The sequence below is a fragment of the Clostridium sp. chh4-2 genome, from assembly GCF_002899675.1.
In the GTDB taxonomy this organism is placed as follows: domain Bacteria; phylum Bacillota; class Clostridia; order Lachnospirales; family Lachnospiraceae; genus CHH4-2.
The window spans coordinates 26,104-46,214 of the sequence record NZ_PKUU01000035.1; the positions used below are offsets into that span (position 1 = coordinate 26,104).

Here is a 20,111-nt window from a genome sequence, read left to right on the forward strand (position 1 = left end):
AAAACACTTTTGTGAGGTACTAAGGGTATGGATAAAGGTATGGTTCAGGTTATTTGCGGCGAAGGCATAGGAAAGACTTCTCTGGCCGTAGGCAAGGGAATCGGCGCATTAATCCGACAGAAAACAGTTATTATGATTCAATTCCTGAAAGGCAACCAGGAAGCCGAGGGATTGGAGACATTAAAGCAGTTGGAGCCTGATATGAAGATATTCCGGTTTGAAAAATCATCCACTTTTTTTGAAAATCTTTCCGAAGAAGAAAAAGCGGAAGAGAGGATGAACATCCGCAACGGCCTTAATTTTGCTAAAAAGGTGTTGATGACCGGGGAATGTGATCTGCTTATATTAGATGAAGTGTTGGGAGCATTGGATCAGAAGATTATAACGGAAGAAGAAGTGAAAACGCTTTTAACCACGCGGGACGAAGAGATGGATTTAATTTTGACCGGAAAGGTGTTTCCGGATGATTTAAAACCGTACGTTGATTTGATTTCACAGATTAGCAATGTTAAAGTTGACAATCAGCGTTAATAATGTTAGTATGAATCATATATAAATGAAGTAGAGGTTGCGTTAATCATCAGTAACCTGTCCGATGCGTCAGGCCGCATGAGAAGACAGGCAAAAGGGTGCGACGCCGAAGGAAGATATGATGTCTGAGCATATCCTTCTGGGCATGTGATGAAGAATCATATGACTGTCATCCGAGAGGATGGGGAGCTACTGAAGGATGAATTATTGCGAACATTCAAACTTAGAGCTGGCCCATTGGCCGGCTCTTTTTTTACAAGGAGGAAAAAATAATGGCAATATTTGAAGGAGCAGGTGTAGCGCTTATTACACCCTTTACACAAACTGGAGAAGTAAATTACGAGAAACTGGAAGAACTCATTGAGGAACAGATTGCGGGCGGAACAGACAGCATTATTGCCTGCGGAACCACAGGCGAATCCTCCACCATGACACATGAGGAGCATTTAAATGTAATCCGTTTCATATGCGACAAGGTTAATAAAAGAATACCGGTAGTTGCAGGAACTGGCTCCAATTCCACGGCCGAGGCGATTTATATGTCGAAAGAAGCGGAAAAGGCAGGCGCTGACGGACTTTTGATCGTGACTCCTTATTATAATAAGGCAACGCAGAACGGTCTGATCGCTCATTATACAGCGATTGCCAATGCAGTTACAATACCGATTATTCTGTACCATATTCCAGGAAGAACCGGCGTTACCATGACTCCCCAGACCATAGTTACCTTGTGCAGGGATGTTGAGAACATCGTGGGAGTTAAGGAAGCCAGCGGAAACTTTTCAGCCATCGCAACTATGATGAACCTGGCCGACGGATGTGTGGATGTATATTCCGGCAATGATGATCAGATCGTTCCTCTTTTAGCGCTGGGCGGCAAGGGAGTTATTTCCGTATTATCCAATGTGGCTCCAAGACAGACTCATGATATCTGCGCATCTTTCTTTGCAGGCGATGTAAAGAAGAGCATGGAGATGCAGCTGGAAGCAATTCCTTTGGTGAACGAATTATTTCGCGAAGTAAATCCAATTCCGGTAAAAGCTGCTATGAACCTGATGGGCAAAGAAGTTGGTTCCTTGAGACTTCCTCTGACAGAGATGGAAGCTCAGAATCAGGAAAAACTTGCAAAGGCTATGAAGGATTACGGTATTTTAGCATAAAAACTGGAGGCTTGCGGAATGATAAAGATGATAATGCATGGCTGCAATGGGAAGATGGGGCAGGTGATTACCGGCCTTGTGGAATCAGAATCTGAGCTCACCATTGCCGCAGGAATTGATTTAAATGATACGGTACAGAATACTTACCCGGTTTTTAAAAGTCTTGACGAATGTACGGAAAAAGCCGACGTGATCGTGGATTTTGCCAACGCAAAGGCGGTGGACGCTCTTCTGGACTATTGTGAGAGAACAAAAACGCCGGTTGTCCTGTGTACCACAGGATTATCCCCGGAACAGCTGGAGCGGGTGAAACGCGTTTCTGAGACTGTGGCGGTGCTGCGGTCGGCCAATATGTCGTTGGGAGTGAACATGCTTCTTAAAATGGTTAAAGAGGCGGCCAGAACGCTGAGCACGGCAGGATTTGACATCGAGATTGTGGAGAAACACCATAATCAGAAGGTGGATGCGCCAAGCGGCACAGCCATCGCTTTGGCGGACTCTATTAATGAAGAGATGGATCATGTGTTTACTTATAAGTATGACAGAAGCGCAGAACGCGTAAAAAGGGATAAAAAGGAAATCGGCATTACCTCTGTCCGCGGCGGTTCCATTGTGGGTGAACATGACATTATATTTGCAGGCCAGGACGAGGTGGTTACTTTCAGCCATACCGCATATTCGAAAGCCATATTTGCCAAAGGAGCTGTAGAAGCGGCCAAATACCTGGCGGGAAAAGAACCGGGGCTTTATGATATGGCCGATGTGATCGGCTGATAGATGGCCGGATTTACCATATTTTTAATTTAAAATGGCAATATGTTCCACTATAAAACATTCTCCTCAGACACATAATAAGTACAGAAAGAGAAAGGAGAATGCGATTATGAAAAAAACCAGATTATATTTAGTTTTAGCGTTATTTACTTTAATGTTCGCGCTGACTGCCTGCAGTAACGGTAAAAATGATTCTACGAACCAATCCTCACAGGCAGCTACCGAATCGACGGGAAACACTTCAGCAGGAACCACCGAATCCATGACAACAGAAGAGGGAAGAATGGAATCTTCTTCTTCCGTAGACGAGAGCACAGGCGTAATCGATGGATTGATTAATGATGTGGAGAATGGTGTTGATGATATGGTTGGAGACGGTACGGGTACAGGCCCTACCACAGAATCTACAACCGCACGTTAAGGTTTCTTAAACTGGGACTGCAGAAAAAACGTCAGTCCCAGTTCTATTTCTAAGTTCTTTTCATTCTGATTTCATTCCTATTAATAAAATTACATAAGGAGAGGGTTGCATGGGGTGACATACCGCATAGGGAGCTTTTGGCGCAGGAAATCCTGGAGACGGAGGATGATTTCAGGACCTGATAAAAAGATCCTTAGAAAATGCTGTATCTGTATTCTGATTCTGGAGTCGGCTGTATTGGCCGGACATTTGAAACAGTTTCCTATATCAGTCACAAAGACGGAAGAACAGGTGCTGATCGAACAGGTGACAAAAGAGTTCGATGCGGGAGAGGAAAAAACAGTGTATGGTATACAGATTCTGATTAAGGAAGGCGAAATCCGCTTTTACCGGACACTCATTAAATAATCTAATAAAAGAAGCTATTGCAATTGGATTGCTGATGTATTATAATTTCTACTGAAATAGTGTTCTTTTATATCTAAAACTTATAAATTAAAAAGAAAAGGATAGGTGCTTACTCATGGAAAAGAAAGAGTTACTGTACGAAGGAAAAGCAAAAAAAGTTTATACTACGGAAGATCCGGACGTTTTAATCGTATCATATAAAGATGACGCTACAGCATTTGACGGGCTGAAAAAAGGAACGATCGTAGGAAAAGGCGCTATTAACAACCGTATGACAAACCACATCTTCAAAAAATTGGAGGAAAAAGGTGTACCTACCCATTTGGTTGAAGAGTTAAATGACAGAGAAACAGCCGTTAAGAAAGTGGAGATTGTTCCTCTTGAAGTTATAATCAGAAACTTTTCCGCAGGAAGCTTTGCTAAGAAGCTGGGCATGGAAGAGGGAATTAAATTATTACAGCCGACACTGGAATTCAGCTATAAAAATGATGATCTGCACGATCCATTTATCAACGATTACTACGCTCTTGCGCTGGGACTGGCTACCCAGGAAGAGATTGACGTTATCTGCAAATATGCATTTACGGTAAATGAAGTGATGCAGGAATATTTCGGAAGCCTTGGAATCGATTTAATCGACTTTAAGATCGAATTCGGCAGATATCACGGACAGATCATCCTCGCAGATGAAGTTTCACCGGATACCTGCAGACTTTGGGATAAAGAAACCCACGAAAAACTTGATAAGGACCGTTTCAGACGTGACCTTGGCAATGTAGAGGATGCTTATCAGGAAGTATTCAGACGTTTAGGCATTCAGTAATCAGAGAAAGGTATATGCATTCATGAACGACTATGTAGAATATATAAATCCGGATGAAGTGCATGAGGAGTGCGGCGTCTTTGGCATGTATGATTTTGACGGCAATGAAGTGGCCTCAGAAATTTATTACGGCCTGTTTGCCCTCCAGCACAGAGGACAGGAAAGCTGTGGTATTGCAGTCAGCGATACGGAAGGACCTAAGGGAAAAGTCTATACCCATAAGGGGATGGGGCTTTGCAACGAAGTGTTTACTCCGGAGATATTAGAAGGGCTTCATGGCAACATCGGTGTCGGACATGTGCGCTACTCCACAGCGGGGAGCAGCACCCGTGAAAATGCACAGCCGCTGGTACTTAACTATGTAAAGGGAACGCTGGCACTGGCCCATAATGGTAATCTTGTCAATGCGCCTGAACTCAGACGGGAACTGGAATATACAGGAGCTATTTTCCAGACCACCATCGATTCGGAAGTAATTGCATACCATATCGCTCGTGAGCGTATCAATACGCCGAATGTTGAAACAGCCGTCGCCAATGCGATGAAGAAGATAAAGGGCGCTTACGCCTTAGTCATCATGAGCCCGAGAAAATTAATCGGTGCCCGTGATCCTTTTGGATTCAAGCCTTTATGCATCGGAAAAAAGGACAACGCCTATATTCTGGTGTCTGAAAGCTGCGCTCTCGATACGATTGACGCTGAATTTGTCCGGGACGTGCTTCCGGGAGAGATCGTATCGATTACCAAAGACGGAATCAAATCGGACACTTCCATGTGCCTGAAAGATAAGAGCAAAGAGGCGAGATGTATTTTTGAATATATCTATTTTGCAAGACCGGACAGCGTATTTGACGGAGTCAGCATTTACCATTCCAGAATTCACGCAGGACGCTGCTTAGCCATCGATTCTCCTGTGGAGGCCGATCTGGTTGTAGGCGTTCCGGAATCGGGCAATGCGGCCGCTTTAGGATATTCCATGGAGTCAGGCATTCCTTATGGAACCGCTTTTGTAAAGAACTCCTATGTGGGAAGAACCTTTATTAAGCCGAAGCAGAGCAGCAGAGTTTCCAGCGTTAAGGTAAAGCTGAATGTGCTGAAAGAGGCAGTGGCCGGCAAACGTGTGGTCATGATCGATGATTCCATCGTCCGCGGTACCACCAGCGCCCTGATTGTAAACATGCTTAGGGAAGCGGGAGCCAAAGAGGTACACGTGAGAATCAGCGCGCCTCCATTTTTACATCCTTGTTATTTTGGAACTGATATTCCTTCGGAAGACCAGCTCATTGCACATAATAAAAGTATTGAAGATATCCGCCGTATCCTGACTGCAGATTCTTTATCCTATCTGCGCATGGAACGTCTGGCGGAGATGGCTGAGGGGCTGCCGATCTGTACGGCCTGCTTCAGCGGTGATTATCCGATCGCACCGCCTACGGAAGATATCCGTGGGGAATTTGCAGAATAGTTTATAGAAGAATGAGGAGATTTTGAATGTACGATAAATACCAAAGTCCGTTATCTGAACGCTATGCCAGCAAAGAGATGCAGTATATCTTTTCTCCGGACAAGAAATTTAAAACCTGGAGAAAGCTGTGGATTGCCCTGGCTGAGACTGAAAAGGAACTGGGACTGAATATTACACAAGAGCAGATTGAAGAATTAAAAGCCCATGCGGAAGAGATCAATTACGATGTGGCAAAGGAACGGGAAAAACTGGTCCGCCATGATGTAATGTCTCATGTATACGCCTATGGACAGCAGTGTCCCAAGGCAAAGGGAATCATTCATCTGGGAGCAACTTCCTGCTACGTAGGCGACAATACGGACATCATTATCATGACAGAGGCCCTGAAGCTGGTCCGCAATAAGCTGATCAATGTTATGGCGGAGCTGGCTAAATTCGCAGACAGCTATAAGAATCTTCCGACTCTGGCGTTCACCCATTTTCAGCCGGCCCAGCCAACTACGGTTGGTAAGAGGGCGACGCTCTGGCTTCAGGAACTGAACCTGGATTTAGAGGATCTGGATCATGTGCTCAGCACCATGAAGCTGCTGGGGTCAAAAGGTACCACCGGCACACAGGCCAGCTTTTTGGAACTGTTTGACGGAAACCACGAATTGTGCCGCAAGGCAGACCAGCTGATCGCAGAGAAGATGGGATTTGACAGCTGTTATCCTGTTTCCGGACAGACTTATTCCAGAAAAGTGGATACCAGAGTATTGAACGTGCTGGCAGGAATTGCCCAGAGCGCCCATAAATTCTCCAACGATATCCGCCTTCTTCAGCATCTGAAAGAAGTGGAAGAACCATTTGAAAAGAACCAGATCGGTTCTTCGGCGATGGCATATAAGAGAAACCCTATGAGAAGTGAGAGAATCGCCTCCCTGTCCAATTATGTGATGGCCGATGTGATGAACCCAATGCTGGTATCTTCTACCCAGTGGTTTGAGAGAACCCTGGATGATTCCGCCAACAAACGTCTCAGCGTTCCGGAAGGTTTCCTGGCTATTGACGGTATTTTAGATCTTTATTTAAATGTTGTGGACGGCCTTGTGGTCTATCCGAAAGTAATTGAAAAGCGTCTGATGGCAGAGCTTCCGTTTATGGCGACCGAAAACATCATGATGGATGCGGTAAAAGCAGGCGGAGACCGTCAGGAACTTCATGAGAAGATCCGCACCTTATCCATGGAAGCGGGCAAAAATGTGAAGGAAAAAGGCCTGGACAACAACCTTTTGGAACTGATCGCAGCAGACCCTGCGTTCGGCTTATCTCTGGAAGAACTGAAACAGACCATGGACCCATCCAAGTATGTGGGCCGCGCTCCGCAGCAGGTGGACGAATTCCTGAATGAAGTGATCCGCCCGATTCTGGACGAGAACAAAGCAATTTTAGGAATGACAGCAGAGATTAATGTATAAATAATTAAATTTTGACGCTTAATAAATAGGAATTACGGCAGAAGAACCGGCTCAGATAAGGAGAGCTGCTTCTGACGTGGTTCCTGTTTTTTTGTTACAGTTAAGCCATCCGATGTCTGCGTCAGGTCCGGCAGTTTCCATGGCCTTTCCTGTGACTTTGCAGGGTATTAGCAATTCTTAACGCGCAGTATTTTTCGTTCAAGGGAAATGTCCACCTGTTTGAGCGTATGCGAGTTTGGGCATTTCCCTTGGTTTTTAGAAAAATTCTGCACGTTTAGAAGTGCTTATGCCCGAAACCGGAACAGGAAAGGCCATGGAAACTGCCGGACCTGACGCAGACATCGGATGGCTTAACTGTCACGTTTTTTTCTATTTTATAAATATTTTTATTGATTTTAGAGACTGATTCATATATACTGTATTCTGTTGTTAAAATTTAGTATCTTGTAGGAGGACAAATGAATGGTTAGAGCGATCGTTGGAGCCAACTGGGGAGACGAAGGAAAAGGTAAGATTACGGATATGCTTGCCAGAGAATCCGATATTATCATCAGATTCCAGGGGGGAAGTAATGCAGGACATACCATTATTAATAACTATGGAAAATTTGCGCTGCATCTGCTGCCATCCGGTGTTTTTTACAATCACACCACAAGCATTATCGGTAATGGGGTAGCGCTGAACATACCATATTTAATCAATGAGATTAATTCACTGGTAGAGAGAGGCGTTCCAAAGCCAAAGATCCTTGTGTCTGACCGCGCACAGATTTTGATGCCTTACCATGTGCTTCTCGACACATATGAGGAAGCCCGTCTTGCCGGTAAGTCATTTGGTTCTACGAAGTCAGGTATTGCGCCATTTTACTCAGATAAATATGCAAAAATAGGTTTCCAGGTCAGCGAATTGTTTGACGAGGAGACCTTAAAGGAAAAAGTGGAACGTGTCTGTGAACTGAAAAATGTTCTGTTTGAGCATTTATACCATCAGCCGCCGCTGAATCCGGACGAGTTATACGCCACATTACTGGAATACCGCGATATGATCGCACCATATGTATGTGATGTTTCCGCCTATCTCCATGAAGCGATTAAAGAAGGAAAAGCAATCCTTTTGGAAGGCCAGTTAGGCTCTTTAAAAGATCCGGATCACGGAATTTACCCGATGGTAACTTCCTCCTCCACGCTGGCAGCTTACGGCGCTATCGGAGCCGGAATACCTCCGTATGAGATCAAACAGATCACTACCGTGGTAAAGGCTTACTCCAGCGCAGTGGGCGCAGGAGCATTTGTCAGTGAAATCTTCGGTGAGGAAGCGGATGAACTGAGACGCCGCGGCGGAGACGGCGGAGAATTCGGAGCCACCACAGGCCGCCCGAGACGTATGGGCTGGTTTGATGCCGTAGCTTCCCGCTATGGATGCCGTATTCAGGGTACAACGGAAGCCGTGCTCACCGTATTGGATGTGCTGGGATACCTGGATGAACTTCCGGTATGCGTGGGATACGAGATCGACGGTAAGATAACCAGAGATTTTCCGACCACAGTACAGCTTGAAAAAGCAAAACCTGTTTACGAGGTGCTGCCGGGCTGGAAATGCGATATCCGCGGAATTAAGAAATATGAAGAACTGCCGGAGAATTGCAGAAAGTATATTGAGTTCATCGAAAAAGAGCTGGAAGTGCCGGTGACCATGGTATCCAATGGGCCGAATAGAGACGATATTATTTATAGATAAGCAGAGATTAAAGTAAAGGGTGAAGGCATTTTCGAAAATGCCTTCACCCTTTACTTTAATCTCTGTTTTTTAAATACTTTGTCACCAGCCCAAATGCGTATAAAAAGACCGGAACCGCTACCGTGCAGTAGATGGAAAGGGTCAGCAGGCTTTGGGCATTGGGGCTCTTCATGAGGGCGAATACGAGAGTGGAAACATACAGTCCAACAAGAAGTATAATCCCCACAATCGCCAGTATTCTCTGCAATTTCAAACGTTCAACCTTCTTTCTAAACGGAAAAACGGCGGTTATTCTGCCAATTCCTCCCACATTTCATATAATTCTTCCAATCTGGAATTGATGGCTTCTTTTTCTTTATTCAGCTCCATTAACTTAGAAACATTGGAGTAAACCTCTTCCTGAGTTAAAAGCAGGTCGATTTCAGCATCTCTTGTTTCCTTGCTGTGGATCTCATCCTCAACCTTTTTTAAGTCGTTTTGTCTTTTCCTGATGCGGGCCTGTTCCTCTTTTTGAGCTTTCCAGTCCTGTTTGACCCCGGATTCACTGGCAGGGGCAGAAGCGGAATCGGCGCCGGATTCTAAGGCGTGAAGGCTGTTTAATAAGTCTTTTTTCTCCAGATAATAATCGTAATTTCCAATATAGTTAATAAATGTCTCCTGAGATAATTCCAGAATCCTGGTTGCTGTCTTGTTGACGAAATAACGGTCGTGGGACACATACAGCACGGTTCCGGTATAGTGATTCAAAGCGTTCTCAAGGATCTCTTTTGAAGTGATGTCCAAATGGTTGGTGGGCTCGTCCAGGATTAAAAAGTTTGCTTCCGAGAGCATTAATTTTGCCAGGGAAACACGGCCCCGTTCGCCGCCGCTTATGTCTTTAATCCGTTTAAAAACATCGTCTCCGGTGAAGAGAAAGGCAGCTAAAATATTCCGGACCTGAGTGTTGGTCATGTTCGGATAGGTGTCCTGAAGCTCATCAAATAAGGTTTTTTCCATGTGAAGAACCTGGTGTTCCTGGTCATAATAGCCGATATGGACTTTGGAACCCAGATGGATTTCTCCGCTGTCGGCGGGAAGCATGTCGTTGATAATCTTTAAAAGGGTGGTTTTTCCGGTACCGTTGTTGCCGATGACGGCAACCCGTTCCCCCCGCTTAATATCGATGTCCACATCCTTGAAGAGCGAAAGATTATCAAATGATTTGCTCAGTCCACGTATGGTCAGCACATCATTACCGCTGATGGTATTGGGCTCTAAGCGGATGCCCATCTCGTCGTTTACTTCTACCGGTTTATCCAGCACTTCGATTTTGGAAAGCATTTTTTCACGGCTTTCCGCGCGTTTGATGGATTTTTCCCGGTTAAAGGATTTTAATTTGGCGATGACTTCTTCCTGGTGTTTGATTTCCTGCTGCTGGTTCATATAAGCCTTGATCTGAGCGTCCCTCAGCATCGCTTTTTTCTCGCTGTAAGCGCTGTAATTGCCCTGGAAAACCGTAGCGTGGCCGTTGTCCAGTTCCACAATTTTGGTGACCACACGGTCCAGGAAATAGCGGTCATGGGCTACGATGACAACGGCGCCGTTATAGTTTAGAAGATAAGTTTCCAGCCAGGCGATAGATTCCATGTCCAGGTGGTTGGTCGGCTCGTCCAGCAGAATGATATCCGGCTTGGAGAGCAGGAGTTTACCAAGGGAAACGCGGGTTTTCTGTCCGCCGGACAGGGTGGTGATCTGCTTTGTAAATTCTTCTTCCGGGAACCCAAGTCCCTTTAAGACACCGGTGATCTCGCTTTGATAAGCGTAGCCGTTCTGAAGTTCAAATTCATGGTTTAAGCGGCTGTAGACGGAGAGCATGTCGTCCAGCTCCTTACCGGATGCGTGCTTCATCTCGATCTCTAAGCTGCGGATTCGTTCCTCCATTTCGATGAGTGGGCGTTTTACTTCCAGCAGCTCCTCAAAAATTGTGCGCTGGCTGCTCAAATCCTGATGCTGCGCCAGATATCCGATTGATTTGCCCCGGGAAACTACAACATCACCTTCGTCGGCCGGAAGTTCGCCGATAATCACCTTTAATAAGGTAGATTTACCTGCTCCGTTGATGCCGACGATGGCTGCTTTTTCGTGTTCTTCTATATGAAAGGATACATGTTCGATTATAACGTCGGTACCAAAAGCCTTGGTAACGTTGCTGCATGATAAAATCATAAAATTCCTCCTGAAATGTACAATGTCCATTCGTATTAGTATAATATAGGATAGGAAAATTTTCAACATTTAAAAGCCCTAAGTTACATTATATCAGGGATTTGAGCAAAATGTTTGACATTGTTTTCACACACAGGTATAATCATAGATAGTGGACTAAATCAAGGAAGGTGGGTACATCGTGGAACAGAAAGAAATATCAAAGGCAGTCATTTCAAGGCTTCCGAGATACTACCGTTATCTGGGAGAATTGCTTGAGGCCGGCGTTGAGAGGATTTCCTCTAACGATTTAAGTGTCCGGATGAAAGTGACGGCATCTCAGATCAGACAGGATCTGAATAATTTTGGAGGTTTTGGACAGCAGGGATATGGATATAATGTAAAATACTTATATACAGAAATCGGAAAAATCCTCGGAATAGACAGACAGCATAATTTAATTATCATCGGTGCCGGTAATTTGGGACAGGCGATTGCCAATTACGCGAACTTTGAAAAGCGTGGATTTATCATCAAAGGAATGTTTGATATCAATCCAAGGCTGATCGGCCTGGTAGTCAGAGGCATTGAGATCCGTGGTGTGGACGATTTGGAGAATTTCATTGTGGAAAATGATGTTCAGATCGCTGCCCTTACCATTCCTAAGACAAAAGCTCCGGAGATCGCGGACCGCCTGGTGAAAGCGGGTATTAAAGCGATTTGGAATTTTGCGCATACCGATCTGGTGGTTCCGGATGATGTGGTGGTTGAGAATGTGCATTTATCGGAGAGCCTTATGAGACTTTCTTACAGAGTCTGCAGCATGCAGGACAATCAGGAGAGGGAAGCAAAGGAAGAAAAGAGATAATGATATTTGGAATAGGTACCGATTTAATTGAAATTGAACGTGTTGAGAAGGCCTGTCAAAAAGAGGCTTTCTTGACTCGTACCTATACGGAACGCGAATGCCGGCAAGCGAAGGGGAAAGCCTCTGTGCTCGCTGGCAATTTTGCTGTAAAGGAAGCGGTTGCCAAATCCTTTGGCACGGGATTTCGGTCATTTATGCCCATCGATATTGAGGTGCTGCGGGATGATTTGGGAAAACCGTATGTGGTTTTATACCGGGGAGCTAAGAAACTGGCGGAAGAATCAGGAATCAGGACGATTCATGTATCCATAAGCAATACCCAGATGCACGCAGCGGCATTTGCGGTGGCGGAACGGGAGGATGTATGAGATATTTATTAACCGGAAAACAGATGAAGCAGGTGGACCGTTATACAATCGAACAGATCGGCATTCCTTCTCTGGTGCTGATGGAGCGTGCCGCTTTAGCGGTGGCGGAAGAGACGATGAAACACGCCGAAAAAAAGGAACATATCTGGGTGGCCTGCGGAACCGGGAACAATGGTGCGGACGGGATAGCGGCGGCCAGAATGATGTTTTTAAAAGGATATGACGTGCTTGTGCTTTTGGCCGGGAATCCGGAGCATGGAACGGCTGAATATCATCAGCAGATGAAGATCGCTCAGGAGCTGGGAATGAATATGGCTGAGTTTAAAGATTTCATTCCGGGGCGCTGTGATGTGCTGGTGGACGCTGTATTCGGTGTGGGATTAGACCGTGAGATCGGAGGGGAATACCGGGAGCTGTTAGAGCTTTTAAACGGCCGTGCACCCCGGTTTACCGTGGCGGTGGATATTCCTTCCGGCATTCATTCCGATTCAGGAAAGGTGATGGGAATTGCGGTTAAAGCGGATGTGACGGTAACATTTGGCTGGCAGAAGCTGGGGACCTGTCTGTATCCGGGAAAAGAATATTCAGGAACCGTGGTAATTGACGATATCGGATTTCCGAAGAAAAGCTTAGAACAGGTTTCGCCTCAGGCATTTACGTATGAAGAAGCGGACTGGGGACGGATTCCCAGGCGCCCGGCCTATTCCAATAAAGGGAGTTTTGGAAAAGTGCTCATTATTGCAGGAAGCGCCGGAATGTCAGGAGCCGCGTATTTAAGCGCATCTGCCGCCTATGCCATGGGAGCGGGCCTTGTTAAGGTATTTACTGTGGAGGAAAACAGGGTGGTTCTTCAGCAGCAGCTGCCGGAGGCCATTATTGAATGTTATGATCCGGAAGCTGTTTTTAAAGAGAAAGCAGGTTTTGAAGAGCAGGCAGGAAAAGCGTTGGAGTGGGCGGACTTGGTGGTGCTGGGGCCGGGAATCGGCCAGGGAGAATATGTGCCGCCGCTGGTGAAATTTGTGCTCACCCACGCCTATGTTCCCATTGTTCTGGATGCGGACGGTTTAAATGCGGTGGCAAAACACCAGGAGCTGACCGGATATTTTACTGAAAATATCATCATTACCCCTCATTTAGGCGAAATGTCCAGGCTGACCGGTAAACGTGTTGAGGAAATACGGGAAAATCTCCACGAGACGGCGTTGGAATACAGCGGCCGGTATGGAATTACCTGTGTGTTAAAAGATGCGGTTACAGTCATCGGAATGAAGGGTGGAAGAGTATACTATAACAGCAGCGGAAACAGCGCCATGGCAAAAGCCGGTTCCGGGGATGTGCTGACGGGCCTGATCGCAGGCCTGCTGGGCCTTGGGATGGAAGAATCGGAGGCTGCGGCATTAGGCGTCTATCTTCACGGCTGCGCAGGGGATCGGGTTTTCAAAGAAAGAGGCCAGCACGGCCTGCTGGCAAGAGATTTAGTGGAGGCGGTCCGTCAGGGAATAGCGCTTTAAGCCAAAGCGTCGGCGGCATGATATCTGACGGCAGAATCGAGGTTAATATGAAAACATACAGCAGAGTATATGCAGAAATTGATTTAGATGCGGTTATAAAGAATATGGAATCCATGAAAGCCAATCTGGATCCTGATACAGCTATGATTGGGGTGGTGAAAACCGACGGATACGGGCATGGAAGCGTTCCGGTGGCTAAAGTGATCGATCCCTATGTGACCGGATATGCGGTTGCCACCATTGAAGAAGGAATTCTTTTGAGGCGTCACGGAATCAAAAAGATGATATTAATATTGGGCTCTGTTCACGAAAGCCAGTTTGAAGATCTGATTAAATATGAGCTGTCTTTGTCGGTATTCCAGATGGAAAAGGGCGAGCAGCTGTCAGAAATAGCCGTGTCCATGGGAAAAACGGCAGGAATACACATTGCGCTGGATACGGGTATGAGCAGGATCGGCTTTCCGGTAAACCGGGAATCAGCGGAAATGATTGCTGCCATCAGCTGTTTTCCTGGAATCCGGATTGAGGGCATGTTCACCCATTTTGCAAAGGCGGATGAGAAGGATAAAGCGTCCGCAAGGCGCCAGCTGTGCGCCTATGAGCAGATGGTGGAGATGCTGAATGAGATGAGAATAAAGATACCGATGAAGCATTGTTCCAACAGCGCGGGAATTATTGATTTAAAGGAAGCGCAAATGGATGCGGTGAGGGCAGGGATCTCCATCTACGGGATGTATCCGTCGGAAGACGTGCAGAAACGCCTGGTCCCGCTGTATCCGGTATTATCCTTAAAGAGCCGGATTGTGCTCATAAAGTCCATCGAACCGGGGACTTCGGTCAGCTATGGAGGCACATTTACGGCTGAAAAAATGATGAAAATAGCCACCATTCCGATCGGTTACGGAGATGGCTATCCGAGAAATCTGTCCAACAAAGGCTGTGTTTTGATTCATGGAAAGAGGGCGCCAATTTTGGGCCGGATCTGCATGGATCAGATGATGGTGGATGTTACTCAGATACCGGAAGCACGCGAGGATGACGAAGTGACTTTAATCGGCGCGGATGGCGATGAGCGGATCAGCGTGGAAGAGATCGCCGGAACCTGCGGCGGTTTTCATTACGAAATCGTGTGCGATATTGGAAAGCGGGTTCCCAGGGTTTATAAGAAAAATGGGCTTACTGTTGGCACAAAAGATTATTTTGACGACAGATATGAAGGTTTTGAAGAGCTGTAGAGAAACGAAATAAGCGTTCCGATCATATTATATTAGGAATATACTGCTTAAAGCATGGCAATACTATAGGCAGAAGTTCTTAAAATGGAGTGAATGATAATATGATAATTAGACGCGGAGATATATATTATGCAGATTTAAGACCGGTTGTGGGCTCGGAGCAGGGCGGCATCCGCCCGGTGCTGATCATTCAAAATGATATCGGTAATAAACACAGCCCAACGGTAATCTGCGCTGCAATTACTTCTAAGATGAACAAGGCCAAACTGCCTACTCATGTGGAACTGGATACAAAGCGGTGCGACATGATAAAGGATTCCGTCATTCTTTTAGAACAGCTGAGGACCATTGACAAGCAGAGGCTGAAAGAAAAGATCTGCCATATCGATGAAGAGCTGCAAAACAAGGTAAATCATGCATTAATGGTGAGCTTGGAACTGGATACATAGTTTCACCATTGACGAAAGGCCCGGAATCTGTTATATTTGCTAATGTCAGAGTACGTTAACGATAAAAAAGGAGTCATAACATTTCATGGACGATGGTTATTCGCTATACTGCGTAATCATATTTTTTCTATTTATTTTATTGGATGCGGTATTTTACGGATTTGGTTCCGCAATTCAGAATATTAATATCTCAAATCTGGAAAAGGATAAGGAAGACGGCAATAAAAAAGCGGTGATGCTGCTTAAAATTGCGGAGCAGCCGGCAAAATTTATTAATGCGGTTCAGATCCTGACCAATCTCACAAGTATGGTGATGGGAGCCTGGATTTTGCGGTATTTTAGATTAGGCCTGAATATGGTCGCTGCGGGAATTGTGCTTCTGGTGATTTTAATCAGCTTCGGCATCATTATTCCCAAACGCCTGGCGGCCAAGAACCCGGAAAAGTGGGGATATCAGATGATATCCATTGTCCGCGTTGTGGTTCTTCCGATGATGCCTTTTATCTGGATTGTGACCGGAATTTCCTATCTGGTTTTAAAGCTGATGGGAATTGATTTAAACAGTGCAGATGATAATGTGACAGAAGAAGATATCATGTCCATGGTTAATGAGGGGCATGAGCACGGAGTTTTGGAAGCCAGCGAAGCGGAGATGATTACCAATATCTTCGAATTCGACGACAAAGAAGCTTCCGATATTATGACCCATAGAAAGAATATTGTGGCATTGGATGCATCCATGACTTTGAAGGATGCGGTTGGTTTTATCCTGAAAGAGGGCAATAACTCCAGATATCCTGTATATGAGAAGGATATTGATGATGTAATCGGCATTTTACATATGAAAGATGCTTTGATTTATGCGGAGAATCACGATGTGGACGGGCAGGAGATCGGAAAGATTGACGGACTTCTGAGAGAGGCCCATTTCATACCGGAAACCCGTAACATCAATTCCCTGTTTAAAGAGATGCAGTCCCAGAAGACCCATATGGAGATCGTGGTGGACGAGTACGGACAGACGGCCGGAATTGTCACCATGGAAGATATTCTGGAAGAGATTGTGGGAAATATCATGGATGAATACGATGTGGACGAGACGTTTATCACGCCGCTGGAAGACGGTTCTTATGAACTGAGCGGTATGACTCCGTTAGAGGATGTGGCGGAAGCGCTGTCAATCGAGTTCGGAGAAGAGGATTACGATACGTATGATACGCTGAACGGTTTCCTGATATCCAAGCTGGACCGGATACCACAGGAGGATGAGGATTCGGAAATTTCCTACAGCGGTTATCTGTTTAAGATTTTGAAAGTTGAGAATAAGATGATTCATTCCGTAAAAGCTTCTAAAGTTTCCTCTGAGGAGGAAAGCCGGAGCATAGGGATGCAGTCGGATGATAATGACAGAAACGCCTGACGATGCCAGGCGTTCCTTTTATATTAGTGACGGAATTTTAACAGCGGGCGTTAATTTTACTGGAAGAGGGAGTATGTGAAAGGTTATGAGACATTTACTGATGAATACAAAAGAGATGCTGGGCGACCGGGTATTTTTGCGCAAGGCGGCTATGATCGCCCTTCCTGTGGCGATGCAGGGAATGCTGAATACGGTGGTAAACCTTGTGGACAATCTGATGATCGGAAGCCTGGGCCCTACCGCCATCGCTTCGGTGGGACTGGCCAATAAGGTGTTTTTTGTGTTCTCGCTATTGGTGTTCGGCGTTGCCAGCGGATCGGGAATTCTGGCCGCTCAGTATTGGGGGAACGGCGATGTAAAAAGCATTCGCAAGGTGCTTGGAATGGGACTTATGATATCCGTTTGTGCGGCCGTTGCCTTTTTAATTCCGGTCCGTGCCAATCCGAAAGCGGTTATGAAGATATTTACCACCAGCCAGAGCAGCATTGATATGGGGGCGTCTTATCTTCTGGTTGCGGCAGTTTCCTATCCGTTTATCGCGGTTACCAATACATACGTTGCCATGCTGAGGGCGGTTAACCGGGTTAAGGCTCCTGTAATCATCAGCTGCGTGGCAATTATAACGAATATTTTCTTTAACTATATTTTCATATTCGGCAATTTCGGCGCTCCGGCCATGGGAGCTGTGGGAGCGGCGCTGGCAACCTTAATAGCCAGAGTTTTGGAGTCCGTCCTGATTCTGAGCGTGGTCTATGGAACAAAGACCCCGCTGGCCTGCCACGTGAGAGAGTTATTCGGATATTCAAAAAGCTTTCTGCAGAAATATTTTATTACCGCGTCTCCTGTAATCGCCAATGAGTTCATCTGGGGCCTGGGAACGACGATCTATTCCATGGCATATGGAAGAATGGGCGACAATGCCGTAGCCGCCATTACAGTGGCCACAACCATTCAGGATATCGTAGTCGTGCTGTTTCAGGGGCTCAGCGCCGCCACAGCAGTCATCTTGGGAAATGAACTGGGAGCAGGCCGTCTAAAAACGGCGGAAAAATACGCGACCAATTTTTTCATTCTCCAGTTTATCGTAACCGTCATCGGGGCCGTATTCTGTGTGGGAACAAGATGGCAGGTAATCGGAATGTATGGGCATCTCCCAGCAGAGGTGGCCAATGACATCAGCCGCTGTCTGATCGTATTCGCCCTGTTTATGCCGTTTAAGATGTTCAACTATGTGAACGTGGTAGGCGTATTAAGAAGCGGCGGCGATACCAGGATGTGTCTGATTATCGATACCAGCGGTGTATGGCTGATTGGAATCCCCCTGGCATTCTTAGGCGGCCTGGTTTTAAAACAGCCGATTTACATCGTATATGCTATGGTTCTTCTGGAGGAAGTATACAAAGCGATCGTGGGCTACATCCGCTACCGTCAGAAAAAATGGCTTCGCAATCTTACCTGAGAAGTATAGGAAGCGGAAATACTTAAAACTCCGGTTCTCAGTCAAAAACCAGAGGATAAAAACCCCAGGGCGGCCGGAAAGCCGTAAAGGCTAAGGTAAATGTTAAGGGAAATACATACTTGATATTCAAAGAAAATGGTGTTAGAATAGAAAAGATGTTTACGTTTTGAAGAAAGAAAAGGAGTGTTAAACAATGTCCGGACATTCAAAGTTTGCCAACATAAAACACAAAAAAGAGAGAAATGACGCTGCAAAAGGTAAGATATTTACCGTAATCGGACGAGAGATCGCCGTAGCAGTAAAAGAAGGCGGAGCTGATCCTGCCAATAACAGCAGACTTCGTGATGTAATTGCAAAAGCAAAGGCTAACAACATGCCAAACGATACCATCGACCGCGGTATTAAGAAAGCGGCCGGAGATGCGAATGCGGTAAATTATGAAACGATTACTTATGAAGGTTACGGCCCTAATGGTGTGGCCATTATCGTTGATACCCTTACAGATAATAAGAACCGAACAGCGGCCAATGTAAGAAACGCATTTACAAAAGGCGGCGGCAATGTAGGCACACCCGGCTGTGTATCCTATATGTTTGATAAAAAAGGTCAGATCATCATCGATAAAGAGGAATGTGATATGGACCCGGATGAACTCATGATGCTGGCTCTTGACGCAGGTGCAGAGGACTTCTCCGAAGAAGAGGACAGCTACGAAGTGATCACCGATCCGGATGATTTCAGCAAGGTACGTGAAGAACTGGAATCTGCCGGAATTCCTATGGTAGAAGCAGAAGTAACCATGATTCCCCAGACCTGGACAGAACTTACGGATGAAGATTCCATCAAGAAAATGAACCGTATTCTGGACCTTTTAGACGAAGAAGATGACGTCCAGGCCACCTACCATAACTGGGACGAATAAAAATATTGCTGAACTAAATTGTTATTTAACGGATTTGGGAAAGGTACGCACAGAACCAGGAGCCAGAGCCGGAAGAAAACAATCGGAGGGGGGAACCGGACCAGGGAAGAAAGATACGGACGAATGGGATTCGGGATTCGCCCCTAAGAACTACTAAGACCCGTAAGGACAGAACGAGACAGGCCAGCGCCATTCGCAGTGAACTCTTGATGACTTCGCTGCTCAGCGGCGTATCGCTTAATAAGCGCTTTAAAAACTGAGACGGAAATCAGTTTTTACCTGCCTCGTTCTGCCCTTACGGGTCTAAGTAGTTCTAAAGGGGTTCCATACGATCCCATTCGTCCGTATCTTTCTTCCCTGGTCCGGTTCACCCCTCCGATTGTTTTCTTCCGGCTCTGGCTCCTGGTTCTGTGCTGGTTTTCGCTAGCCTGGTTAAAAACAATGTTATTGCATTATTATTTACGTAAATCCAAATTTACATAGATCGTGAAGGCATTTTCAGAAAAGCCTTCAGGTTTTACTTTAAACGTCAAAGCATTTCGCGAAAAGACCTCACCCTTTACATTAAATGGTGAAGGCATTTCTGAAAATGCCTTCACCATTTAATGTAAAATTTACTTATTGATCCACCAAATCTTTTTTATCCTCAGCTAGCCAAGCAACAGCCGGAAAGAAGGGGAAACCTGGGCGGGCGGCGGGAATAATAAGAGATAGGGGATCGTTTGCAGACCCTTAGAGGTACTTGGTCGGCAGAAATGGAAAAAGGCAGACAAATACTGAATACCGAATCAGTATTTGAGGCGTGCGCCTGGCATGGGCAGGTTCTAACGGGTGAAAGTCCCGAGTGCGGGTTGATTAGCGCCAAGCACACAGCCAAGGGCAAGGGTGTCCACCGCGAGGTGGAATCTGAAGGAAGCCG

General features: G+C 45.9%; 20 protein-coding genes and 1 riboswitch. Of the genes, 18 read left to right on the plus strand and 2 right to left on the minus strand.

Features of this window, described 5'->3' with window-relative positions:
- Window positions 1–27: 27 nt before the first annotated feature.
- From C0033_RS25035 to C0033_RS25075, 9 genes are all read left to right on the plus strand, one after another.
- On the plus strand, window positions 28–531 hold the full coding sequence (locus C0033_RS25035) for a cob(I)yrinic acid a,c-diamide adenosyltransferase (protein ID WP_103230583.1): 504 nt from the start codon (window positions 28–30) through the stop codon (window positions 529–531).
- 23 nt (window positions 532–554) lie between these two features.
- Window positions 555–731, plus strand: a riboswitch (Lysine riboswitch).
- 72 nt (window positions 732–803) lie between these two features.
- The gene (gene dapA / locus C0033_RS25040; protein ID WP_103230584.1) at window positions 804–1,691 is read left to right on the plus strand and encodes a 4-hydroxy-tetrahydrodipicolinate synthase; all 888 of its coding nucleotides are present in this window, start codon (window positions 804–806) and stop codon (window positions 1,689–1,691) included.
- Window positions 1,692–1,709: 18 nt separating this feature from the next.
- Complete coding sequence (gene dapB, locus C0033_RS25045) at window positions 1,710–2,465, plus strand: 4-hydroxy-tetrahydrodipicolinate reductase (RefSeq protein WP_103230585.1); 756 nt, start codon at window positions 1,710–1,712, stop codon at window positions 2,463–2,465.
- 109 nt (window positions 2,466–2,574) lie between these two features.
- Entirely contained in the window at window positions 2,575–2,886 is a 312-nt protein-coding gene (locus C0033_RS25050; RefSeq protein ID WP_103230586.1) for a hypothetical protein, read from the plus strand.
- A 165-nt stretch (window positions 2,887–3,051) separates the two neighbouring features.
- The gene (locus tag C0033_RS25055; protein WP_103230587.1) at window positions 3,052–3,294 is read left to right on the plus strand and encodes a hypothetical protein; all 243 of its coding nucleotides are present in this window, start codon (window positions 3,052–3,054) and stop codon (window positions 3,292–3,294) included.
- A 115-nt stretch (window positions 3,295–3,409) separates the two neighbouring features.
- A complete protein-coding gene (purC, locus tag C0033_RS25060; RefSeq protein ID WP_103230588.1) occupies window positions 3,410–4,117 on the plus strand; it encodes a phosphoribosylaminoimidazolesuccinocarboxamide synthase in 708 nt (235 codons plus the stop codon).
- A gap of 22 nt (window positions 4,118–4,139) precedes the next feature.
- Window positions 4,140–5,582 carry an amidophosphoribosyltransferase gene (gene purF, locus C0033_RS25065; protein ID WP_103230589.1) on the plus strand — a complete coding sequence of 481 codons (1,443 nt, stop codon included), beginning with the start codon at window positions 4,140–4,142 and terminating at the stop codon, window positions 5,580–5,582.
- A gap of 26 nt (window positions 5,583–5,608) precedes the next feature.
- Window positions 5,609–7,039, plus strand: coding sequence for an adenylosuccinate lyase (gene purB / locus C0033_RS25070; RefSeq protein WP_103230590.1), 1,431 nt, complete (start codon window positions 5,609–5,611; stop codon window positions 7,037–7,039).
- 462 nt (window positions 7,040–7,501) lie between these two features.
- Complete coding sequence (locus C0033_RS25075) at window positions 7,502–8,776, plus strand: adenylosuccinate synthase (RefSeq protein WP_103230591.1); 1,275 nt, start codon at window positions 7,502–7,504, stop codon at window positions 8,774–8,776.
- 55 nt (window positions 8,777–8,831) lie between these two features.
- On the opposite strand, the gene C0033_RS25080 is transcribed toward C0033_RS25075, so the two are convergent.
- Together C0033_RS25080 and C0033_RS25085 are read right to left on the minus strand one after the other, a co-directional pair.
- Window positions 8,832–9,029, minus strand: a complete 198-nt coding sequence (locus C0033_RS25080; protein ID WP_103230601.1) for a hypothetical protein — start codon at window positions 9,027–9,029, stop codon at window positions 8,832–8,834.
- A gap of 35 nt (window positions 9,030–9,064) precedes the next feature.
- Complete coding sequence (locus C0033_RS25085; RefSeq protein WP_103230592.1) at window positions 9,065–10,981, minus strand: ABC-F family ATP-binding cassette domain-containing protein; 1,917 nt, start codon at window positions 10,979–10,981, stop codon at window positions 9,065–9,067.
- 181 nt (window positions 10,982–11,162) lie between these two features.
- Between C0033_RS25085 and C0033_RS25090 the strand changes: the two genes are divergently transcribed.
- The 9 genes from C0033_RS25090 to C0033_RS27730 all read left to right on the plus strand — a co-directional run bounded on the left by C0033_RS25090 (window position 11,163) and on the right by C0033_RS27730 (window position 19,349).
- Entirely contained in the window at window positions 11,163–11,828 is a 666-nt protein-coding gene (locus tag C0033_RS25090) for a redox-sensing transcriptional repressor Rex (RefSeq protein WP_103230593.1), read from the plus strand.
- On the plus strand, window positions 11,828–12,196 hold the full coding sequence (acpS, locus tag C0033_RS25095) for a holo-ACP synthase (RefSeq protein WP_103230594.1): 369 nt from the start codon (window positions 11,828–11,830) through the stop codon (window positions 12,194–12,196). The genes C0033_RS25090 and acpS overlap by 1 nt, the downstream gene beginning before the upstream one ends.
- Window positions 12,193–13,707, plus strand: coding sequence for an NAD(P)H-hydrate dehydratase (locus C0033_RS25100; RefSeq protein WP_103230595.1), 1,515 nt, complete (start codon window positions 12,193–12,195; stop codon window positions 13,705–13,707). The genes acpS and C0033_RS25100 overlap by 4 nt, the downstream gene beginning before the upstream one ends.
- A 47-nt stretch (window positions 13,708–13,754) precedes the next feature.
- The gene (gene alr, locus C0033_RS25105; RefSeq protein ID WP_103230602.1) at window positions 13,755–14,942 is read left to right on the plus strand and encodes an alanine racemase; all 1,188 of its coding nucleotides are present in this window, start codon (window positions 13,755–13,757) and stop codon (window positions 14,940–14,942) included.
- 101 nt (window positions 14,943–15,043) lie between these two features.
- Window positions 15,044–15,391, plus strand: coding sequence for a type II toxin-antitoxin system PemK/MazF family toxin (locus C0033_RS25110; protein WP_103230596.1), 348 nt, complete (start codon window positions 15,044–15,046; stop codon window positions 15,389–15,391).
- 85 nt (window positions 15,392–15,476) lie between these two features.
- The gene (locus C0033_RS25115; protein ID WP_103230597.1) at window positions 15,477–16,811 is read left to right on the plus strand and encodes a hemolysin family protein; all 1,335 of its coding nucleotides are present in this window, start codon (window positions 15,477–15,479) and stop codon (window positions 16,809–16,811) included.
- Window positions 16,812–16,896: 85 nt separating this feature from the next.
- Entirely contained in the window at window positions 16,897–18,270 is a 1,374-nt protein-coding gene (locus tag C0033_RS25120) for an MATE family efflux transporter (protein WP_180994893.1), read from the plus strand.
- A gap of 193 nt (window positions 18,271–18,463) precedes the next feature.
- On the plus strand, window positions 18,464–19,192 hold the full coding sequence (locus tag C0033_RS25125) for a YebC/PmpR family DNA-binding transcriptional regulator (protein WP_103230598.1): 729 nt from the start codon (window positions 18,464–18,466) through the stop codon (window positions 19,190–19,192).
- A gap of 34 nt (window positions 19,193–19,226) precedes the next feature.
- Window positions 19,227–19,349: a hypothetical protein gene (locus C0033_RS27730; RefSeq protein ID WP_278320783.1), complete on the plus strand. Its 123-nt coding sequence runs from the start codon at window positions 19,227–19,229 to the stop codon at window positions 19,347–19,349.
- The last annotated feature ends 762 nt before the right edge of the window (window positions 19,350–20,111 follow it).